At 42.3% G+C, this 14,919-nt stretch carries 10 protein-coding genes and 1 riboswitch; of the genes, 7 read left to right on the plus strand and 3 right to left on the minus strand.

Going from position 1 to position 14,919, the window contains the following annotated elements:
- The first annotated feature begins 272 nt into the window (after positions 1 to 272).
- Together BM232_RS03460 and BM232_RS03465 are read left to right on the plus strand one after the other, a co-directional pair.
- Positions 273 to 4,022: an EAL domain-containing protein gene (locus BM232_RS03460; RefSeq protein WP_091711790.1), complete on the plus strand. Its 3,750-nt coding sequence runs from the start codon at positions 273 to 275 to the stop codon at positions 4,020 to 4,022.
- A gap of 3 nt (positions 4,023 to 4,025) precedes the next feature.
- Entirely contained in the window at positions 4,026 to 4,550 is a 525-nt protein-coding gene (locus tag BM232_RS03465; RefSeq protein ID WP_091711791.1) for a hypothetical protein, read from the plus strand.
- Positions 4,551 to 4,578: 28 nt separating this feature from the next.
- Here BM232_RS03465 and BM232_RS03470 read toward each other — a convergent pair whose 3' ends face one another.
- Positions 4,579 to 4,761, minus strand: a complete 183-nt coding sequence (locus tag BM232_RS03470) for a hypothetical protein (protein WP_007145450.1) — start codon at positions 4,759 to 4,761, stop codon at positions 4,579 to 4,581.
- Between the two features lie 366 nt (positions 4,762 to 5,127).
- Between BM232_RS03470 and BM232_RS03475 the strand changes: the two genes are divergently transcribed.
- Positions 5,128 to 7,251, plus strand: a complete 2,124-nt coding sequence (locus BM232_RS03475) for a molybdopterin-containing oxidoreductase family protein (protein WP_091711792.1) — start codon at positions 5,128 to 5,130, stop codon at positions 7,249 to 7,251.
- Positions 7,252 to 7,310: 59 nt separating this feature from the next.
- Here BM232_RS03475 and BM232_RS03480 read toward each other — a convergent pair whose 3' ends face one another.
- Both BM232_RS03480 and BM232_RS03485 read right to left on the minus strand, forming a co-directional pair.
- On the minus strand, positions 7,311 to 7,820 hold the full coding sequence (locus tag BM232_RS03480) for a hypothetical protein (protein WP_091711852.1): 510 nt from the start codon (positions 7,818 to 7,820) through the stop codon (positions 7,311 to 7,313).
- Between the two features lie 29 nt (positions 7,821 to 7,849).
- A riboswitch (cyclic di-GMP riboswitch) is annotated at positions 7,850 to 7,929 on the minus strand.
- A 147-nt stretch (positions 7,930 to 8,076) separates the two neighbouring features.
- Entirely contained in the window at positions 8,077 to 9,984 is a 1,908-nt protein-coding gene (locus tag BM232_RS03485; RefSeq protein ID WP_091711853.1) for a cytochrome c/FTR1 family iron permease, read from the minus strand.
- A 271-nt stretch (positions 9,985 to 10,255) separates the two neighbouring features.
- Between BM232_RS03485 and BM232_RS03490 the strand changes: the two genes are divergently transcribed.
- The 4 genes from BM232_RS03490 (at position 10,256) to BM232_RS03505 (ending at position 14,900) form a co-directional block, all read left to right on the plus strand.
- The gene (locus BM232_RS03490; RefSeq protein WP_091711793.1) at positions 10,256 to 10,885 is read left to right on the plus strand and encodes a 2OG-Fe(II) oxygenase; all 630 of its coding nucleotides are present in this window, start codon (positions 10,256 to 10,258) and stop codon (positions 10,883 to 10,885) included.
- Positions 10,886 to 11,032: 147 nt separating this feature from the next.
- The gene (locus BM232_RS03495; RefSeq protein ID WP_091711794.1) at positions 11,033 to 13,183 is read left to right on the plus strand and encodes an HAD-IIB family hydrolase; all 2,151 of its coding nucleotides are present in this window, start codon (positions 11,033 to 11,035) and stop codon (positions 13,181 to 13,183) included.
- Complete coding sequence (locus BM232_RS03500) at positions 13,180 to 14,040, plus strand: HAD-IIB family hydrolase (protein ID WP_091711795.1); 861 nt, start codon at positions 13,180 to 13,182, stop codon at positions 14,038 to 14,040. Before BM232_RS03495 ends, BM232_RS03500 begins: the two co-directional genes overlap by 4 nt.
- Entirely contained in the window at positions 14,037 to 14,900 is an 864-nt protein-coding gene (locus BM232_RS03505) for a carbohydrate kinase family protein (protein ID WP_091711796.1), read from the plus strand. Before BM232_RS03500 ends, BM232_RS03505 begins: the two co-directional genes overlap by 4 nt.
- The last annotated feature ends 19 nt before the right edge of the window (positions 14,901 to 14,919 follow it).

A 14,919-nucleotide genomic window follows, 5' to 3' on the forward strand; every position in this document is an offset into this window, starting at 1 on the left:
TAATAGGGTTATTTGTTTTTGTGAAATGAATAATGATTTATTTTCATTCACTTAGCCGTGTTTTGTTACAAACAACAGGGCGTTATTTTTTTATGAATCCAGGATTTGCTGACTTTTGGATTGGACGAATCAGAATTTGAGTTATTTTCCATTTTTATCGTTTCAACTGGCAAGACTAAACATCTTGAATAAGGTTGTGTAGACTGCGTCTATCAAGAATTTTACTCCTGATAATTTTGGTTATTGAGGGGAATGAAAAAAGATAATGCTTAATGCAGATTAGAGAAAAACTTAGTTTAATCGTCATCGTCAGTATTTTACTGACATCAATACCCGCTGCTATTTGGGTCAGTGCATATTCCAAAGAAAAACTTCTTAATCATGAAATAAATAACTTACTGGCCATCACACAGAATCAGGTCAATATTACTACTCAGAAACTGAGTTATGCCGAGCCTAAATTAAAAGGTTTGGCTCGCTTATTACAAGAAGAACTGAATAAGCCGGTCACGGATGAGGACATTAAAGACTTCTCTCAGACGATGACGCTCGATAATGATGGCATTTGGCGTAATAAAAAAGACCAATATGATGGGCACGTCAACGCCGGTATTTTCTTACCTGACTCTGCTGAATTAACTGAAAAACAGAAAGTGATGCATTTACGCATCAAGCAAGTGATGCAAGTGTTTGGCTCGTCGGCCAGTCGCTTGTATGAAAATGTGTGGTATCTGTCACCTGATTTACGAAGTGAGGTCATTTTTGATCCTCATTATCCTGAGTTTGTGTTTGATCAGCTTGCTGATAATGATTACACAGAAAAGCCATGGGTCAGTTTCACTTCACCCGCTCACAATCCTGAAAAACAATTTACGTTCACACCACCTTTGTTTGACCCTGTTAATCAGGTTTGGATGGTGAGTGCCCTATATCCACTCTATGTGAATGGTCAGTGGTTGGGGTCACTTGGCGAAGATATGCCGTTGAATAATGTCCTGGGGTTTACTTTCAGTAAGCAACAGTTATATCCCAATACTGAACATTTTATGCTGGATAAGCAGGGTAACTTTATTCTCGCCGGTCATTGGCAGAAACAGCTTGAGTCGGGTGGTGAGAAGCAGGTCACAGATTTTCTTGATAAAGAAAAAGCACTTAATGCGTTGTTATCAGGCGCGGTTATAGAGAATAAACCGCAACTGGCTGCAAAAGATATCGTCGTCAACAAAAAGCATTATATTGCGATCTCCATGTCGGTGGAGCCTGTTGGATGGCGCTATTTTAAGCTCATTCCTGTGGCAGATTTGGTTGAGCCTGTTAATCGATTGTTAGTGATTCTGATGATTGTCTTGTTTGGGGTGACTATCATTTCTGGTTGGCTGATTACTATAGCGGTTAATAAAAATGTCATTTCACGTATCACGCGTCTGACTAAAGAAATGACCCGTTTTGAATCTGGTCGAAAAGTATTAATGGAAGCACAGCTGCAAGGGAATGATGAAATTACATCGGCAGCTAGAGCCTTTGACTCTATGGCTGAGCGTATTGATTCGTATATGACACGCCTTGCTGAGAGTAAAAAAACACTTGCAGAGAGTGAAAGCCGCTGGAAGTTAGCTCTGGAATCTAGTGGTGATGGTGTCTGGGATTTGAATATTGAAACCGGTCATGTGAATTTCTCGGAACGCTGGAAGAAAAGTTTGGGTTATGGCGATGATGAATTTCCAGAATCGTTAGATGAATCGATAGATTATATTCACCCAGAGGATAGAGAGCGCTCGGTTACGCGCCTGGAAGGTTATATCACTGGTGAATATACGACTTATTACGATGAATTACGTCTCTTATGTGGCGATGGTTCGTGGAAATGGGTGATGATTCGCGGCATGATCATCAAGCGTGATAAGAACTTAAAACCGATACGAATTATCGGTACTACGACCGATATTTCTTATTTCAAAAAAATACAGGATGAGTTACGCACCAGTACCTCAAAACTGAGGGAATTACTGGAATACAGCCCGATCGCCGTTCGGATTATGACAAAAGCCAGTAAGAAAATTGTATTTGCTAATAAGCGCTATACCGAACTGGTGAATCAGAGTGTTGATACACTGGGCGAGGTGAATCCTTCCGACTTTTATGCGAACTCCGATGTACATGAAAGCTATCTCGAGCAAGTTGCAAAAGGTCAGACAATTTACAATCAACTGACAGAGCTGGATATTGATGGGCAAGGTAAGAAATGGACGTTGGCTTCCTATCTACCCATCCAATATGCTGGTGAAGAATGCAATATCGGCTGGTTCTACGACATTACCGATCGCTTGAAAAATGAAGAAGCGCTGCGTCTGCATGCCAGTGTTTTTGATGATGCCTGGGAAGGGATTCTTATCACTGATAAAGAAAACCGAATTATTAGTGTCAATCGTGCTTTTACGGAAATTACCGGATACACCGAAGAAGAACTCATTGGTGAAGACCCTAAAATTTTAGCTTCAGGCCGACAACAGGCTGACTTTTATCAGAACATGTGGGAGTGCATTAATACCGAAGGACGCTGGCGTGGTGAAATATGGAACCGTAAGAAAAACGGAGAATTTTTTGCAGAAATCCTCACTATTAGTGCAATCAAAAACCCTCAAGGAGAGATCACCAGCTACCTTGGCTTATTTGTTGATATTACTGAAATCAAAAAGACCGAACGTCAGCTAGTGAATATGGCTCACTATGATGCTTTGACCCAGTTGGCTAATCGCACATTACTTTCCGATCGCCTTGAGCAGGCTATTTCTATTGCTAGGCGTACTGAGAAAATTCTGGCCGTTTGCTTCCTTGATTTAGATGGATTTAAACCTATTAATGATGAGTTTGGTCATGAGACGGGTGATAAGCTTCTGGTCGCTGTCGCTGAAAGACTGAGTCAAGTCACGCGTTCAGGTGATACCGCAGCCAGGATGGGGGGCGATGAGTTTATTATCTTGATCAGCAACATTAATAGTCTGGATGAGCTTGAACCGATTTTGACCCGACTCAGCCAGAAAATAGCTGAACCTATTAAGATTAATTATCGTAAACATCATGTTACAGCCAGCATCGGTGTGGCGATTTATCCTATTGATAATGTGGATGGCGATACATTGATTCGTCATGCTGATTTGGCTATGTATGAAGCTAAACAGGCAGGTAGAGACGGCTATCATATTTTCGATGCTAAGCTTGATCAGCAAATGCATGAATATCACAGCCAGTTAGAGCGATTACATCTGGCTTTAATTGGAGAGGAGTTCCGTCTTTATTATCAACCCAAAGTGGACCTTCGTCATGGCCGAGTAGTCGGACTGGAAGCACTTATCCGCTGGCAACATCCGGAAAGAGGTCTCTTAGGTGCAATGGAATTTTTGCCGATTATTGAAGGGCATGAATTCAACGTTGAGTTAGGCGATTGGGTTTTAAAAACAGCGTTACATGAGCTGCAAAAGTGGCAAGAACAGGCGCTTGATATTCAGGTCAGTATCAACGTTTCCGCGAAACAAATTCAGCACCCTGATTTTCTAACGAAGCTGGAAACCTTACTGAAACAACATAAAACGATAGCACCAGAGTCGATTGAACTTGAGATATTGGAAACGTCGGCATTAGAAACGGTGCAAACTTCTCAGGTCGTGGCTGCTGCCAGCGATTATCTTGGCGTGCCATTTGCGTTGGATGACTTTGGTACGGGCTATTCTTCTCTGACCTACCTTAGAAAATTGCCAGTTAAAACACTAAAAATTGACCAGAGTTTTGTTCGCGACATGCTGGAAAATGAAGAAGATATGGCCATTGTCAAAGGCATCATTGAACTGGCACAGGTTTTTAAACGAGATATCATCGCTGAAGGGGTGGAGACTACTGAGCACTTCCAGTATTTGCTAGACATGGGCTGCGATATTGCACAAGGTTATGCTATCGCTAAGCCGATGCCTGCTGATGAAGTGTATGACTGGATAAAACAGTATGAAAGTGAACAACAAGGTAAGTAATTAATGGCCAATATTCTTCTTGATAAAGCACATAAAAAACTCATCCAATCAGCGACAGAACTAGCTAAATGGTTATTAAGTCTGGATGCTTTATCGGCTGATGACAAAAAAGCGTTGCTAGCAATACAGGATGTATTGAGTAAATTGCCAAAAATTAATGATGGTACCTTAGCGATGTTTGGTTTTAGTGTTGAACGGGGTGATGAACAACAAGGACTGGTTCGCGGCTGGGATGTGAGCGTCGAATATTTTGCTCATGATCCTGAGCAACAAGGTGGTCTGGAGATATTCAGTTCTTATTTACCGATACCTGAATCTACAGACAAAGATGTATTAGCGATAAAAAAACAGCATGAAGTCTATTTTCACTGGCCGATTGGTGATATTTGCAATTTGGTAAAACAGTCGCAGGCAGAGCAGTGGGTAGAAGAAATCAGTCAGCCAGAAGTGTTGATGTCAGAAGGCGACAGGCTGAGGGTGGAAATTGTATATAAAGATTTTTACAGTGAGATTGAATTGCCTTGTTAAATGACAGGCAAAAAAAGTCTGAGAAAACTCAGACTTTTACATTCAGATTATTGCCTTGCGTGGCGGTAGGGGCAGGGACAGCAGATTCAATTAGTTTTAACGCATTGGCACCATCTAGTTTCGCTTTGTTATTGCTCATCTGGGCACTTTTAACCATCAGATAATCATCAATACTAATTTTTGGACTGCCTTGTGTTGCTGAAATACTCATCTCTTTCCTCCTACTTTTTGGTCATCTTACATGACCTTAGTTATCTTCTACGATAAATAGTTCACATAATCCTTATATCGGCATAGTACAGAAGAACTATAGAAATCATTTGCTTAATCATAGTTAGACGCTAATCTCGCTGAACAGAAATACCATCTAAGCTTACTCAAAATTCTCTATCATTTACTGAGTTTATGTCATCAAAGGCAGCAATATCTCTGAAGAAACACCAGAACCAGTGTATGAGCTGAATAACACTTTTATAGTTTCGAAAGAATAACTTAACGGGCATATTTCCCGTTATAAACCGGTGTATAGTCTGAGAACAATAATAAAAAAATATAATTCAGAAGAGGAGAGAGCAATATGGCAAGCGTACTAAAAACGACGCATCATGGTGGCTGTCCACATGATTGTCCGGATACCTGTTCCATGGTGTATGAGGTTGAGAATGGGCAATTAACCTCTGTCAGAGGCAATAAAGAACATCCAATGACGCGAGGCGGTTTATGCGTCAAACTCAAAGACTATGAAAAGCGTCATTACCATCCAGATCGTCTGCTTTATCCCATGCGTCGAAGTGGGCCTAAAGGCAGTGGTCAGTTTGAGCGTATTAGCTGGGATGAGGCGTTGGATGAAATCACCAACCGCTGGAAAGCGATTATTGATGAATATGGCCCACATGCCATTCTGCCTTATAGCTATCTGGGCAACCAGGGGTTAGTTCATGGCTTAAATGGTGGCGATGCCTTTTTTAATAAAATGGGGGCAACTGTTTGTGAGCGAACTTTTTGTGGTGAAGGTTCCTGCACAGCCTGGTTATTAACTGTAGGTCCGACAGCTGGTGTGGATCCTGAGAGTTTTGTACATTCCAAGTACATTATTATTTGGGGATGTAACTCGGTCAGCACCAATGTTCACCACTGGCATATTGTCAGAGATGCCCAGAAAAACGGCGCCAAAGTGGTGGTGATTGATCCGTATAAATCTAAAACCGCTAAAGAAGCCGATTGGCATATTGCACCTAAACCCGGTACTGATGGTGCTTTAGCGATGGCGATGATGAACGTCATTATTGAAGAAGGCTTGCAAGACCAAGACTATATCAATAATTACACCGTTGGTTTTGATGCTTTAGCAGAAAGGGCAAAAACCAGAACACCAGAGTGGGCAGCAGCTATCACAGGCGTTGCGGTAGAGGATATCCGTCAGTTAGCTCGTGAATTTGCCACAACCCAACCCGCAGCCATTCGTTTGGGGGTCGCACTTGAACGTAATTATGGTGGTGGTCAGGCTATTCGTGCAGTGAGTTGCCTGCCAGCCTTAACCGGAGCCTGGCGACATGTGGGTGGCGGTGCTTTACAGTTCCCGGTCTGGGAGCATCCGTATAAATTTGATGTGATTTCGCGTCCAGATCTAATTCCACAAGGCACACCAGTAGTGAATGCAATACAACTTGGTCGAGCATTGACTGGTGAGTTGGGTCTTGATACACCGATCAAATCTATGATGTGCTGGAATGCTAATCCAGTCACACAGGCAGCTGAAACCGATAAGATTATTCAAGGGCTTGAGCGTGACGATTTATTTGTCGTGTCAGCAGAACACTTCTTATCAGACACAGCACTTTATGCCGACATTGTGTTACCCGCGTCTATGGGCGCTGAGATGGAAGATATGGTGCTATCGTGGGGGCATTTATATCTCACTTATAACGAAAAGTGCGTGGACTCTCCCGGCGAAGCTATCCCAAACAATGAAATTTTCAGACGACTGGCTGCCAGAATGGGGTATCTGGAAGCTAACTTTAGCTGGACAGATAGTGAGTGTCTTGAAAACTATGTTGATTGGGATTCGCCTGCTTGTGATGGTATCGATCTGGCCTATTTACGTGAACATGGTTTTGCCAAATTAAAAGTGGGCACCAAAGATGATCGTGCCCGCCACCGCCATGGGAATTTCCCGACACCGAGTGGTAAATGTGAGTTAGAAATTAAAGGAGCCACGAACTTTGTGGCCGGGCCTTTCAGGCAAATGTATGACGGCTTCCAAGCGGGTGAACCATTAGATAGCCTGCCTGATTATGTGCCATCACGAGAAACCCATGAGAGCAATCCTGCACTGGCTGAAAAGTATCCTTTAAATATTATTTCACCTAAAAGCCATGGCTTTCTGAACTCTTGTTACGCCAATATGGAGAGCAAGATAAAAGGCCAGGGCGAACAGTTTGTGATGATAAGTCCTGTTGATGCAGATATGAGAAATATCCAGAGTGGTGATGTGGTGTCTGTATTTAACGATAGGGGTAAGTTTGAGGCCTTGGCACAAATTACCGATGATGTCAGTCCTGGTATTGTGGTTGCTACACTGGGCTATTGGCGACAGTTAAATAAAGGTACAGTTAACTGTGTGAGTTCGGCAGAGTTTGTTGATATGGGGCATGCGCCGACTTATACAGATAACCTGGTTCAAGTGGCTTTAAACGCTTAACTCTCACATGGAAAAAAGCCCGCAGTAGCGGGCTTTTTTATACTCAATTTAATAAAAAATTAAGCAGCTAAAGCTTGTTTCTTACGTAAGCCCAGGAAACCTAATAATACAGGGGCAAATAAGAATAAAGCTGCAGGTACTGGTACAGCAGATACTGAAACTGTGTAGTTTAACGCCTGGCCAGTAGCACTTTCGAAATTCAATAGACTTAATTGATTGGCATAGAGTGTAGCGATGAAGCTGAAGCTGGCGACTTTAGATATAAAGAAAGTTTTAAAGGCATCTGGTGCACTTTTGAACTTAACCCAACCACTCGCTAGTGCGCTGTCAGGGTTAAAAGTCCATGTCACTTTAACTGGTGTGGTTTTATCTGAATTAAGGTCAAACTGTGACTTCCATGCTTCACCATTAGCTGGTGTTGCCAGGCCTGAACCAAGAACAACGCTTCCTGAAGCAACATCAACTTTTTGAGTGGCATTGCTAGATTGGAATGTTTTTAAAGATAATGTCGCTGCGTTAGCACCGACAGAGAAGAAAAACGCTAGAACAAATAGCATCGCTTTTTTCATGATATAACCCTTATATAAAGTAAATGAAGCAATGCAACCCAGCCATCTTCAATGGTGAAGATCTGTGGCTTTCCGTCCTCGCCTCACGACGAGTTTGGCTTTTGTAAAGAATATGAATGCTGTCTATTGATTAAGATAAACATGACAGGGGTCATGTTTATCTGTGAGGGAATATAGCAGTGATGTATGACAGTAAAATGTCATTGAAGAGATGGATTAAAAAAGCCCGCTTTAGCGGGCTTTTTTATGTTGAATATTAAGCGGTTTCTCTTTTGCCGAAAGGCCCGATTCCTATCAAGATCAATATCGATAGAACCAGAATAGCCAATTGTGCTGCCAGACCTTCCCATGTGGAATAGACGCCAATCCACGACAAAGTAAAATCAACTGGGAATGAGGATATGCTAATCAAATCAGCTTCTTGTAATGCCGCTACCGCTTTACCAATCAATACAAAGGATAAGGCCAGCATCAGATAGGTGCTGAATGTGAAGAATTTTCTGATCGGTAAACGTAAAGAGTATTTAATAATGACCCAGAACACTACAGCTAACACGACAGCTGCCGTCACAAATCCACTGACGATAGACATTGACTGAGATACTGCGGACTGAGTCATAAGAGCTTGGTAAAAAAGTACTGTCTCAAACACTTCACGATAGACCGCAATGAACGAAAGTCCTGCTAAGCCCCATAAAGTACCCGTACTTAAGTGGCGGTGAATATGCTGATTAATATAGGCCTGCCAAGCTACTGCATTGGTTTTACTGTGCATCCAGAAACCAACATAGAATAAGATGACAGCGGCCATTAACGCACCGACACCTTCCATAATTTCACGGCTGGCGCCACTGATACTAATGAGGTTTTGTGCTGCCCACCAGGTAGCTACACCAGCAATTAACGCAATAATCCAGCCTGCGTGAACATATTTCACTGCGTCACGACGTTCAGTTTTTACCAGTACTGTCACCAGTGCCAGAACAACCAGCATCGCCTCTAAGCCTTCACGCAGCAAAATGACTAAACTGGCGGTGAAAAGGGTAGAGTCAGATAATGTATCTGCAGATAACATATCTTGCGCCTGGCTTAACTGACTATTGGTTTTTTCCAGTAAGGCAGTGAGTTCATCTTGTTTATCAGACTGGCTTGTTAGCTGTCTGAACGCCATCATCGATTTTTCAATATCTTTTCTTAATTTTGGATCGTAAGCATCCAACGCATTTTCGGCGAGTTCAAAACCATCAAGGTACGCACTGACGGCTTGTCCTTGAGCTATTTTATATTCACCAGCCATATAACTTTTATGTGATGCATTAAGCTGTTGCTTGGCCATCGCTAAAGGATCGTTAGAAGCGAATAGTGGCTCAGGGTTTGAGCGAAGTTCTGCAACGGTTTTGTTATCCAGTGTTGGATATTTACTCAATAAGGTATTAGGACTGTTACTGACAAAGTCTTGTATGGTCATACCGGCTGGAACAGTGGCTGTACCTTTATTATCCTGAAACGCTAAGCTGCCAGCATAAAAAGCCAACGACCAACGTTGTTTTTCGTTCAAGTGGGATAGGGCGACCATTGCTGTGCCTTCAATACCGTTGGTAATGGCATCGTACAAACCGATTAATGAACGGTTCATGGCACGTTCTTTGTCAGTAAAATCGGTAGGAGTTGGATCAAGCGTAGCAGCAAGTTCGCCATCGCCATGACCTTTTACACCGTGACAGGCGCTGCAATTTTGTTGATAGAGTGCTTGAACTTGCTGTGATGGTAATAATTCACTGGGTAATGAAACGGCAGGTGACAGTTTGATTAGAATATTACGCAGTTCAACTGTAATCGGATGAATAACATCCGGGTTTTGTTTGTCTGCAACAGCTTTTTGTAATTTAAGAGCAGCTTCAACAGCTGCCTGACCATTTTCCAGTTGACGGGTTTTTTCTACAGCAAGCGCAGAAAATTCTGTCATTTCACTGTATTCGGCTTCATTAATGACTTCCCCATTCGCAACAGCTGAAGGATAGTCTGCACCCACATATTCAGCAATTTGCATGAGCTGTCGTGTATCACTCTGTGCGTCATTTGCATGAGCTGTATAAATGAATGAAAAAAACATTATCAGGCTGATAATGAGACCTGAGGTTTTACGAAGGTCGAGTGTAAACACGTTTTTAACCGCTCCAGCTTTGGTAGGTAAGTCGATGTACATCTAATAGTCAAGTTCTAAATGAGAATCATACTCATTATAAACGTTACTGAGTATTACGAGTCAATGATTTCTTAGATAAGAGTGAGATGGAGAAGTTCTTAGAGCTGAATGCAGAGAAATATAATAGACGAACAGTGTTGCTATAACTCGTTATAAGTGGCTTTAACTTGTATAAGTGCCGGGCAGAAAGTGATAATGTGATCGTTTATGACAAATTGATGACATGATAATGAAGAATGTGATTAAGCTGGATTCGCTCGATAATGCGCCTTTGCAAACAGTACCTTTTCCTTATTTTAAAGTAGAAGAGTCAATTTATCCTGACGATGTGCAAAGCATCATTAACAGTTTTCCCGATATTCCGGATGGTGGAAGTTATAACGTAGATGACGTTGATCTAAACGAACCATTTAAGTCGCTGATAGAATCAATTGATACCCCGGAGTTCCGTCGCATTATTTGTCAGAAGTTTGATGTGCAGGTGATGGACTTGCCGATGATGATTACGCTCAGAGGTTATTCCAGACAAAAGGATGGTCGGATTCATACTGATTCCAAAACGAAAGTGGCCACCATTCTGATTTATCTGAATGAAAAATGGGAAGCAGATACCGGTAAACTTCGGGTCTTGAGAAATGGGCATGATATGAATGACTATGTCGATGAAATCAGCCCAGGGCCGGGCGCGTTGCTCGCTTTCAAAGTGACTGATAATTGCTGGCATGGTTATCCGGCCTTTGAAGGTAAACGCCAGTCAATACAAATCAATTTCCTGACCAGTGCAGCAGCAGGAAATAAGCATCGATTCTTCCACCGTTTGAGTGCAAAATTGAAACGCTTAGTTTCACAAAGAAAGTAAATTTATTTCTGAACAGTTTTTATATATACATACACACCGGAAAAATTAACCTAAGCTAATCTTTATCAAGATAGTGTGATGCTATAGTATCAGGGAGTAGGACGATATCTGAACGCATACACGTAATTAAAGGGAGAAGCTGGTTTTATGGGGGACACGGTTGAGCAGATGTATATCGCACTAATCAGTGTGCATGGGCTCATACGAGCTGATAATCTGGAGCTTGGCAGAGATGCTGATACAGGAGGTCAGACCCTCTATGTGCTGGAACTGGCCCAGGCTCTCTCCGAACTACCCAATGTCTCACAGGTTGATCTCGTTACCCGCCGCATTAATGATAGCCATGTTGATGCTGATTATGCCGAGCCCATCGAAGTAATCAATGAGAAGTTCAGGATTGTCCGGATTGATGCTGGTCCTGAAGAATATATTTATAAAGAGCAGCTATGGGAATATCTGGATGGGTTTGCAGATAATCTTGCTGACTTTTTTAGAAAACAAGATCGTATTCCCGATTTAATACATAGCCATTATGCCGATGCCGGTCTTGTCGGTTCTCATGTTGCCAATCTTTTAGGCATCCCACTGGTGCATACCGGTCATTCACTTGGCCGTGTGAAGCGTAGACGGTTGCTGGCAAGTGGCCTCTCCACTGAACAAATCGAATCACTTTATAATATGACACGTCGTATTGAGGCAGAAGAAATTACCTTAGCTACTGCTGAGCGTGTCATTACCAGCACTCATCAGGAAATTGAAGAGCAATACGAAATTTATGATCATTACCAACCTGATCAGATGCGGGTTATCCCTCCTGGTACCAATATCAAACAATTTAAGCCACCAGAAGGTAATGAGTTAGAAACTGACTTATTTCGTAAGTTAACGCACCAACTTGTTGAACCAAATAAACCGATCATTCTGGCCTTATCCCGTCCAGACAAACGCAAAAATATTGCGGTGCTGATTGAAGCATACGGTGAGTCGGAAAGCTTGCAACAACTGGCTAATCTGGTGATTATTGCTGGTAACCGTGATGATATTGATGACTTGGAAGCCGGTGCTCAGGAAGTCTTCCATGAGCTTTTGGTGGCAATAGATCGTTACGATCTGTATGGCAAAGTGGCTATGCCTAAGCATCACAAACGTGAACAAGTGCCTTTGATGTATCGTATTGCTGCGGCATCAGGTGGTGTTTTTGTAAATCCGGCACTGACAGAACCTTTTGGTTTAACCTTGATTGAAGCCGCCGCTTCTGGTGTACCCATAATTGCAACAGAAGATGGTGGACCACGAGACATCATCGGTAACTGTCATAATGGTATTTTGATTGATCCACTAGAGTCGTCGACGATTACAGACGCCTTACTGAAACTACTTACTGATAATAAGTTATGGGATGACTATTCCAGCAAAGGGTTGGAAGGGGTGGCGAAGTGTTATTCATGGCGGGCTCATGCCAAGCGGTATATTGAGTTGGTAACACCGCTTGCTCAACGTGCTGAATTATTACAACGTCAACCGCTTGAAAGAACCAGCCATTTTTATGCAGAACAAGCTATTTTCACCGATCTCGATTTGAACCTTATTGGTGATGATGTGTCGTTACATAAACTCATTAATCTGATTCGTGAGAACCGTAAAACTACGAAATTTGCTATTGCTACTGGTCGCAGACTGGATGTGGCATTAAGAATGATGAAAAAACATCAGATTCCTGAACCTGATATTTTGATTACCAGTTCCGGTACTGAAATTTATTATGCTCCGAAGCTAACTCCCGATACATCGTGGGCTCAGCATATAGATTATCACTGGATGCCGCATAAGGTTCGTCAATTACTGGATGATTATCCCGGTTTGCAGAAACAGCCAAAATCAGAGCAGAGTCGGTTTAAATTAAGTTATTACATTGATCCAGAGCAAGTAGATATAGAAGATATAAAACGGCTGTTACATCAGGAAGAACAATCTGTGCATGTACAGTTAGCATTCGGACAATATTTAGACATTTTACCTATTAGAGCATCAAAGGGGATGGCTCTACGCTATGTTGCCGATCATTGGCAAATACCACTTGAGCATATTTTTGTCGCCGGCGGTTCTGGTGCTGATGAAGATATGATGCGCGGCAATACACTCGCCGCTGTAGTGGCTAACAGACATAATGAGGAGTTATCACAATTGATTGATACTGATCGGATTTATTTTGCTGATAAACCATTTGCCGCAGGCATTTTGGAATCGCTTGAACATTACCAGTTCTTTCATCAGGCAAAAACAAAGAAAACATCATGATGACGCAAGCTAAAGTTTTACTGTGTACTGATATGGATAGAACCATTATTCCCAATGGTTTTCAGCCGGAACCTGCCGATGCCCGTAAATCTTTTTCAAGCTTTTGTGAGCGTGAGGATGTGAAATTAGCCTATGTGACAGGACGCCATGTGTCTTTAGTCAAACGTGCTATTAAAAACTACGCCTTACCGATCCCGGATTTTGCGATTACCGATGTTGGCACCAAGATTTATCAGATAGGAAAAGGTAGCTGGCAACAGATGGCAGATTGGGAAGCAGAAATCGATAAAGACTGGAATGGCAAAACCCACGCACAACTAAAACAGATTTTACGTCCCATCAAAGAACTGCGTTTGCAGGAAAGCACTAAACAAAATACGCATAAATTAAGTTATTACTTACCGCTATATATGGATAAAGACACCATCATTACCCGTATTGAAGCTTTCCTGAAAGATGCCAATGTGGCTGCCAGTATTCTCTGGAGTGTCGATGAGCCCAAAAATATTGGTTTATTGGATGTATTACCGGAACACGCAACGAAACTACATGCCATTGAATTCTTACAAGAAAAGCTAGGTTATGAGCTGGATGAAGTTATCTTTGCCGGTGATAGTGGCAATGACTTACCTGTGTTAACCAGCCATATACCCTCAATTCTTGTCGATAATGCCAGTGCAGAGATTAAGCAAGCTGCTGTGGAATTATCAAAACACAATGGCAATACTGAGGCATTGTTTCTGGCAAGCAGTGACCATAGTGAGAACAATGGTAATTATTCGGCGGGTGTGTTGCAGGGAGTGGCGCATTTTGCACCGCATTTTTTTATGCCAACCAATAAAGAATCATCATCATGAAATCATCAACCAAGCTAACTATTTTTGGTGAAGCCTTATTTGATTGTTTCCCGACGGGGGAAAACGTATTAGGTGGTGCACCGTTTAATGTTGCATGGCATCTTCAGGCATTAGGCGATGCTCCGCTGTTTATCAGTCGTGTTGGTAAGGATGAGCTGGGTGACATCATATTGTCAGAAATGACCAATTGGGGGATGACAACCAAAGCCATTCAGCAGGATAGTAAACATCAGACGGGGCGGGTTGATATTCGTATCGAAAATGATGAACCCATCTATACTTTTGCTGAAGATAATGCCTGGGATTTTATTGATTTAGCTGAAGTACCCACAGAGGACATATCGGGTTTCTTTTATCATGGTTCTTTAGTTGCACGTCGTGAGATCGCCAAGAAAACGCTGGAAAAACTGACTGAAAATCCATCATTGGATATTTTTGTTGATGTGAATCTACGTTCACCCTGGTGGGAAAAAGAAACTGTCTATCACTGGCTTGAGCAAGCACGCTGGGTAAAATTGAATGAAAGTGAGTTATACGAACTTGGATTCCATTCTGCTGATCTGCATCAGGATATGACCCGAATGCATACACATTTTCACCTTGATCAGCTGATCGTGACAAGAGGTGAAAAAGGCGCGATTGTTCGCGATACTGATGGTGCTTTTCATCAGGTTGCACCTCCTCAGCACGAACAAGTCGTCGATACTGTCGGCGCAGGCGATGCTTTTACTGCCATGTATATTCACGGTTTACTGGCAGGATGGAAAATCGAAGATACACTGGAAAAAGCCCAAGCCTTCGCCAGTCGTGTTGTCAAACATCGTGGCGCTGTCAGTAAAGATCCTGACTTTTATAAATAACGCTTATTTAGAATAATAC

This window comes from Methylophaga sulfidovorans (assembly GCF_900114205.1).
Lineage (GTDB): Bacteria > Pseudomonadota > Gammaproteobacteria > Nitrosococcales > Methylophagaceae > Methylophaga > Methylophaga sulfidovorans.

Excerpts from the sequence above, each read along its gene's own strand:
- BM232_RS03460 (WP_091711790.1), top strand. The coding sequence starts at position 273 with ATGCAGATTAGAGAAAAACTTAGTTTAATCGTCATCGTCAGTATTTTA.
- BM232_RS03465 (WP_091711791.1), top strand. The coding sequence starts at position 4,026 with ATGGCCAATATTCTTCTTGATAAAGCACATAAAAAACTCATCCAATCA.
- BM232_RS03470 (WP_007145450.1), bottom strand. The coding sequence starts at position 4,761 with ATGAGTATTTCAGCAACACAAGGCAGTCCAAAAATTAGTATTGATGAT.
- BM232_RS03475 (WP_091711792.1), top strand. The coding sequence starts at position 5,128 with ATGGCAAGCGTACTAAAAACGACGCATCATGGTGGCTGTCCACATGAT.
- BM232_RS03480 (WP_091711852.1), bottom strand. The coding sequence starts at position 7,820 with ATGAAAAAAGCGATGCTATTTGTTCTAGCGTTTTTCTTCTCTGTCGGT.
- BM232_RS03490 (WP_091711793.1), top strand. The coding sequence starts at position 10,256 with ATGAAGAATGTGATTAAGCTGGATTCGCTCGATAATGCGCCTTTGCAA.
- BM232_RS03495 (WP_091711794.1), top strand. The coding sequence starts at position 11,033 with ATGGGGGACACGGTTGAGCAGATGTATATCGCACTAATCAGTGTGCAT.
- BM232_RS03500 (WP_091711795.1), top strand. The coding sequence starts at position 13,180 with ATGATGACGCAAGCTAAAGTTTTACTGTGTACTGATATGGATAGAACC.
- BM232_RS03505 (WP_091711796.1), top strand. The coding sequence starts at position 14,037 with ATGAAATCATCAACCAAGCTAACTATTTTTGGTGAAGCCTTATTTGAT.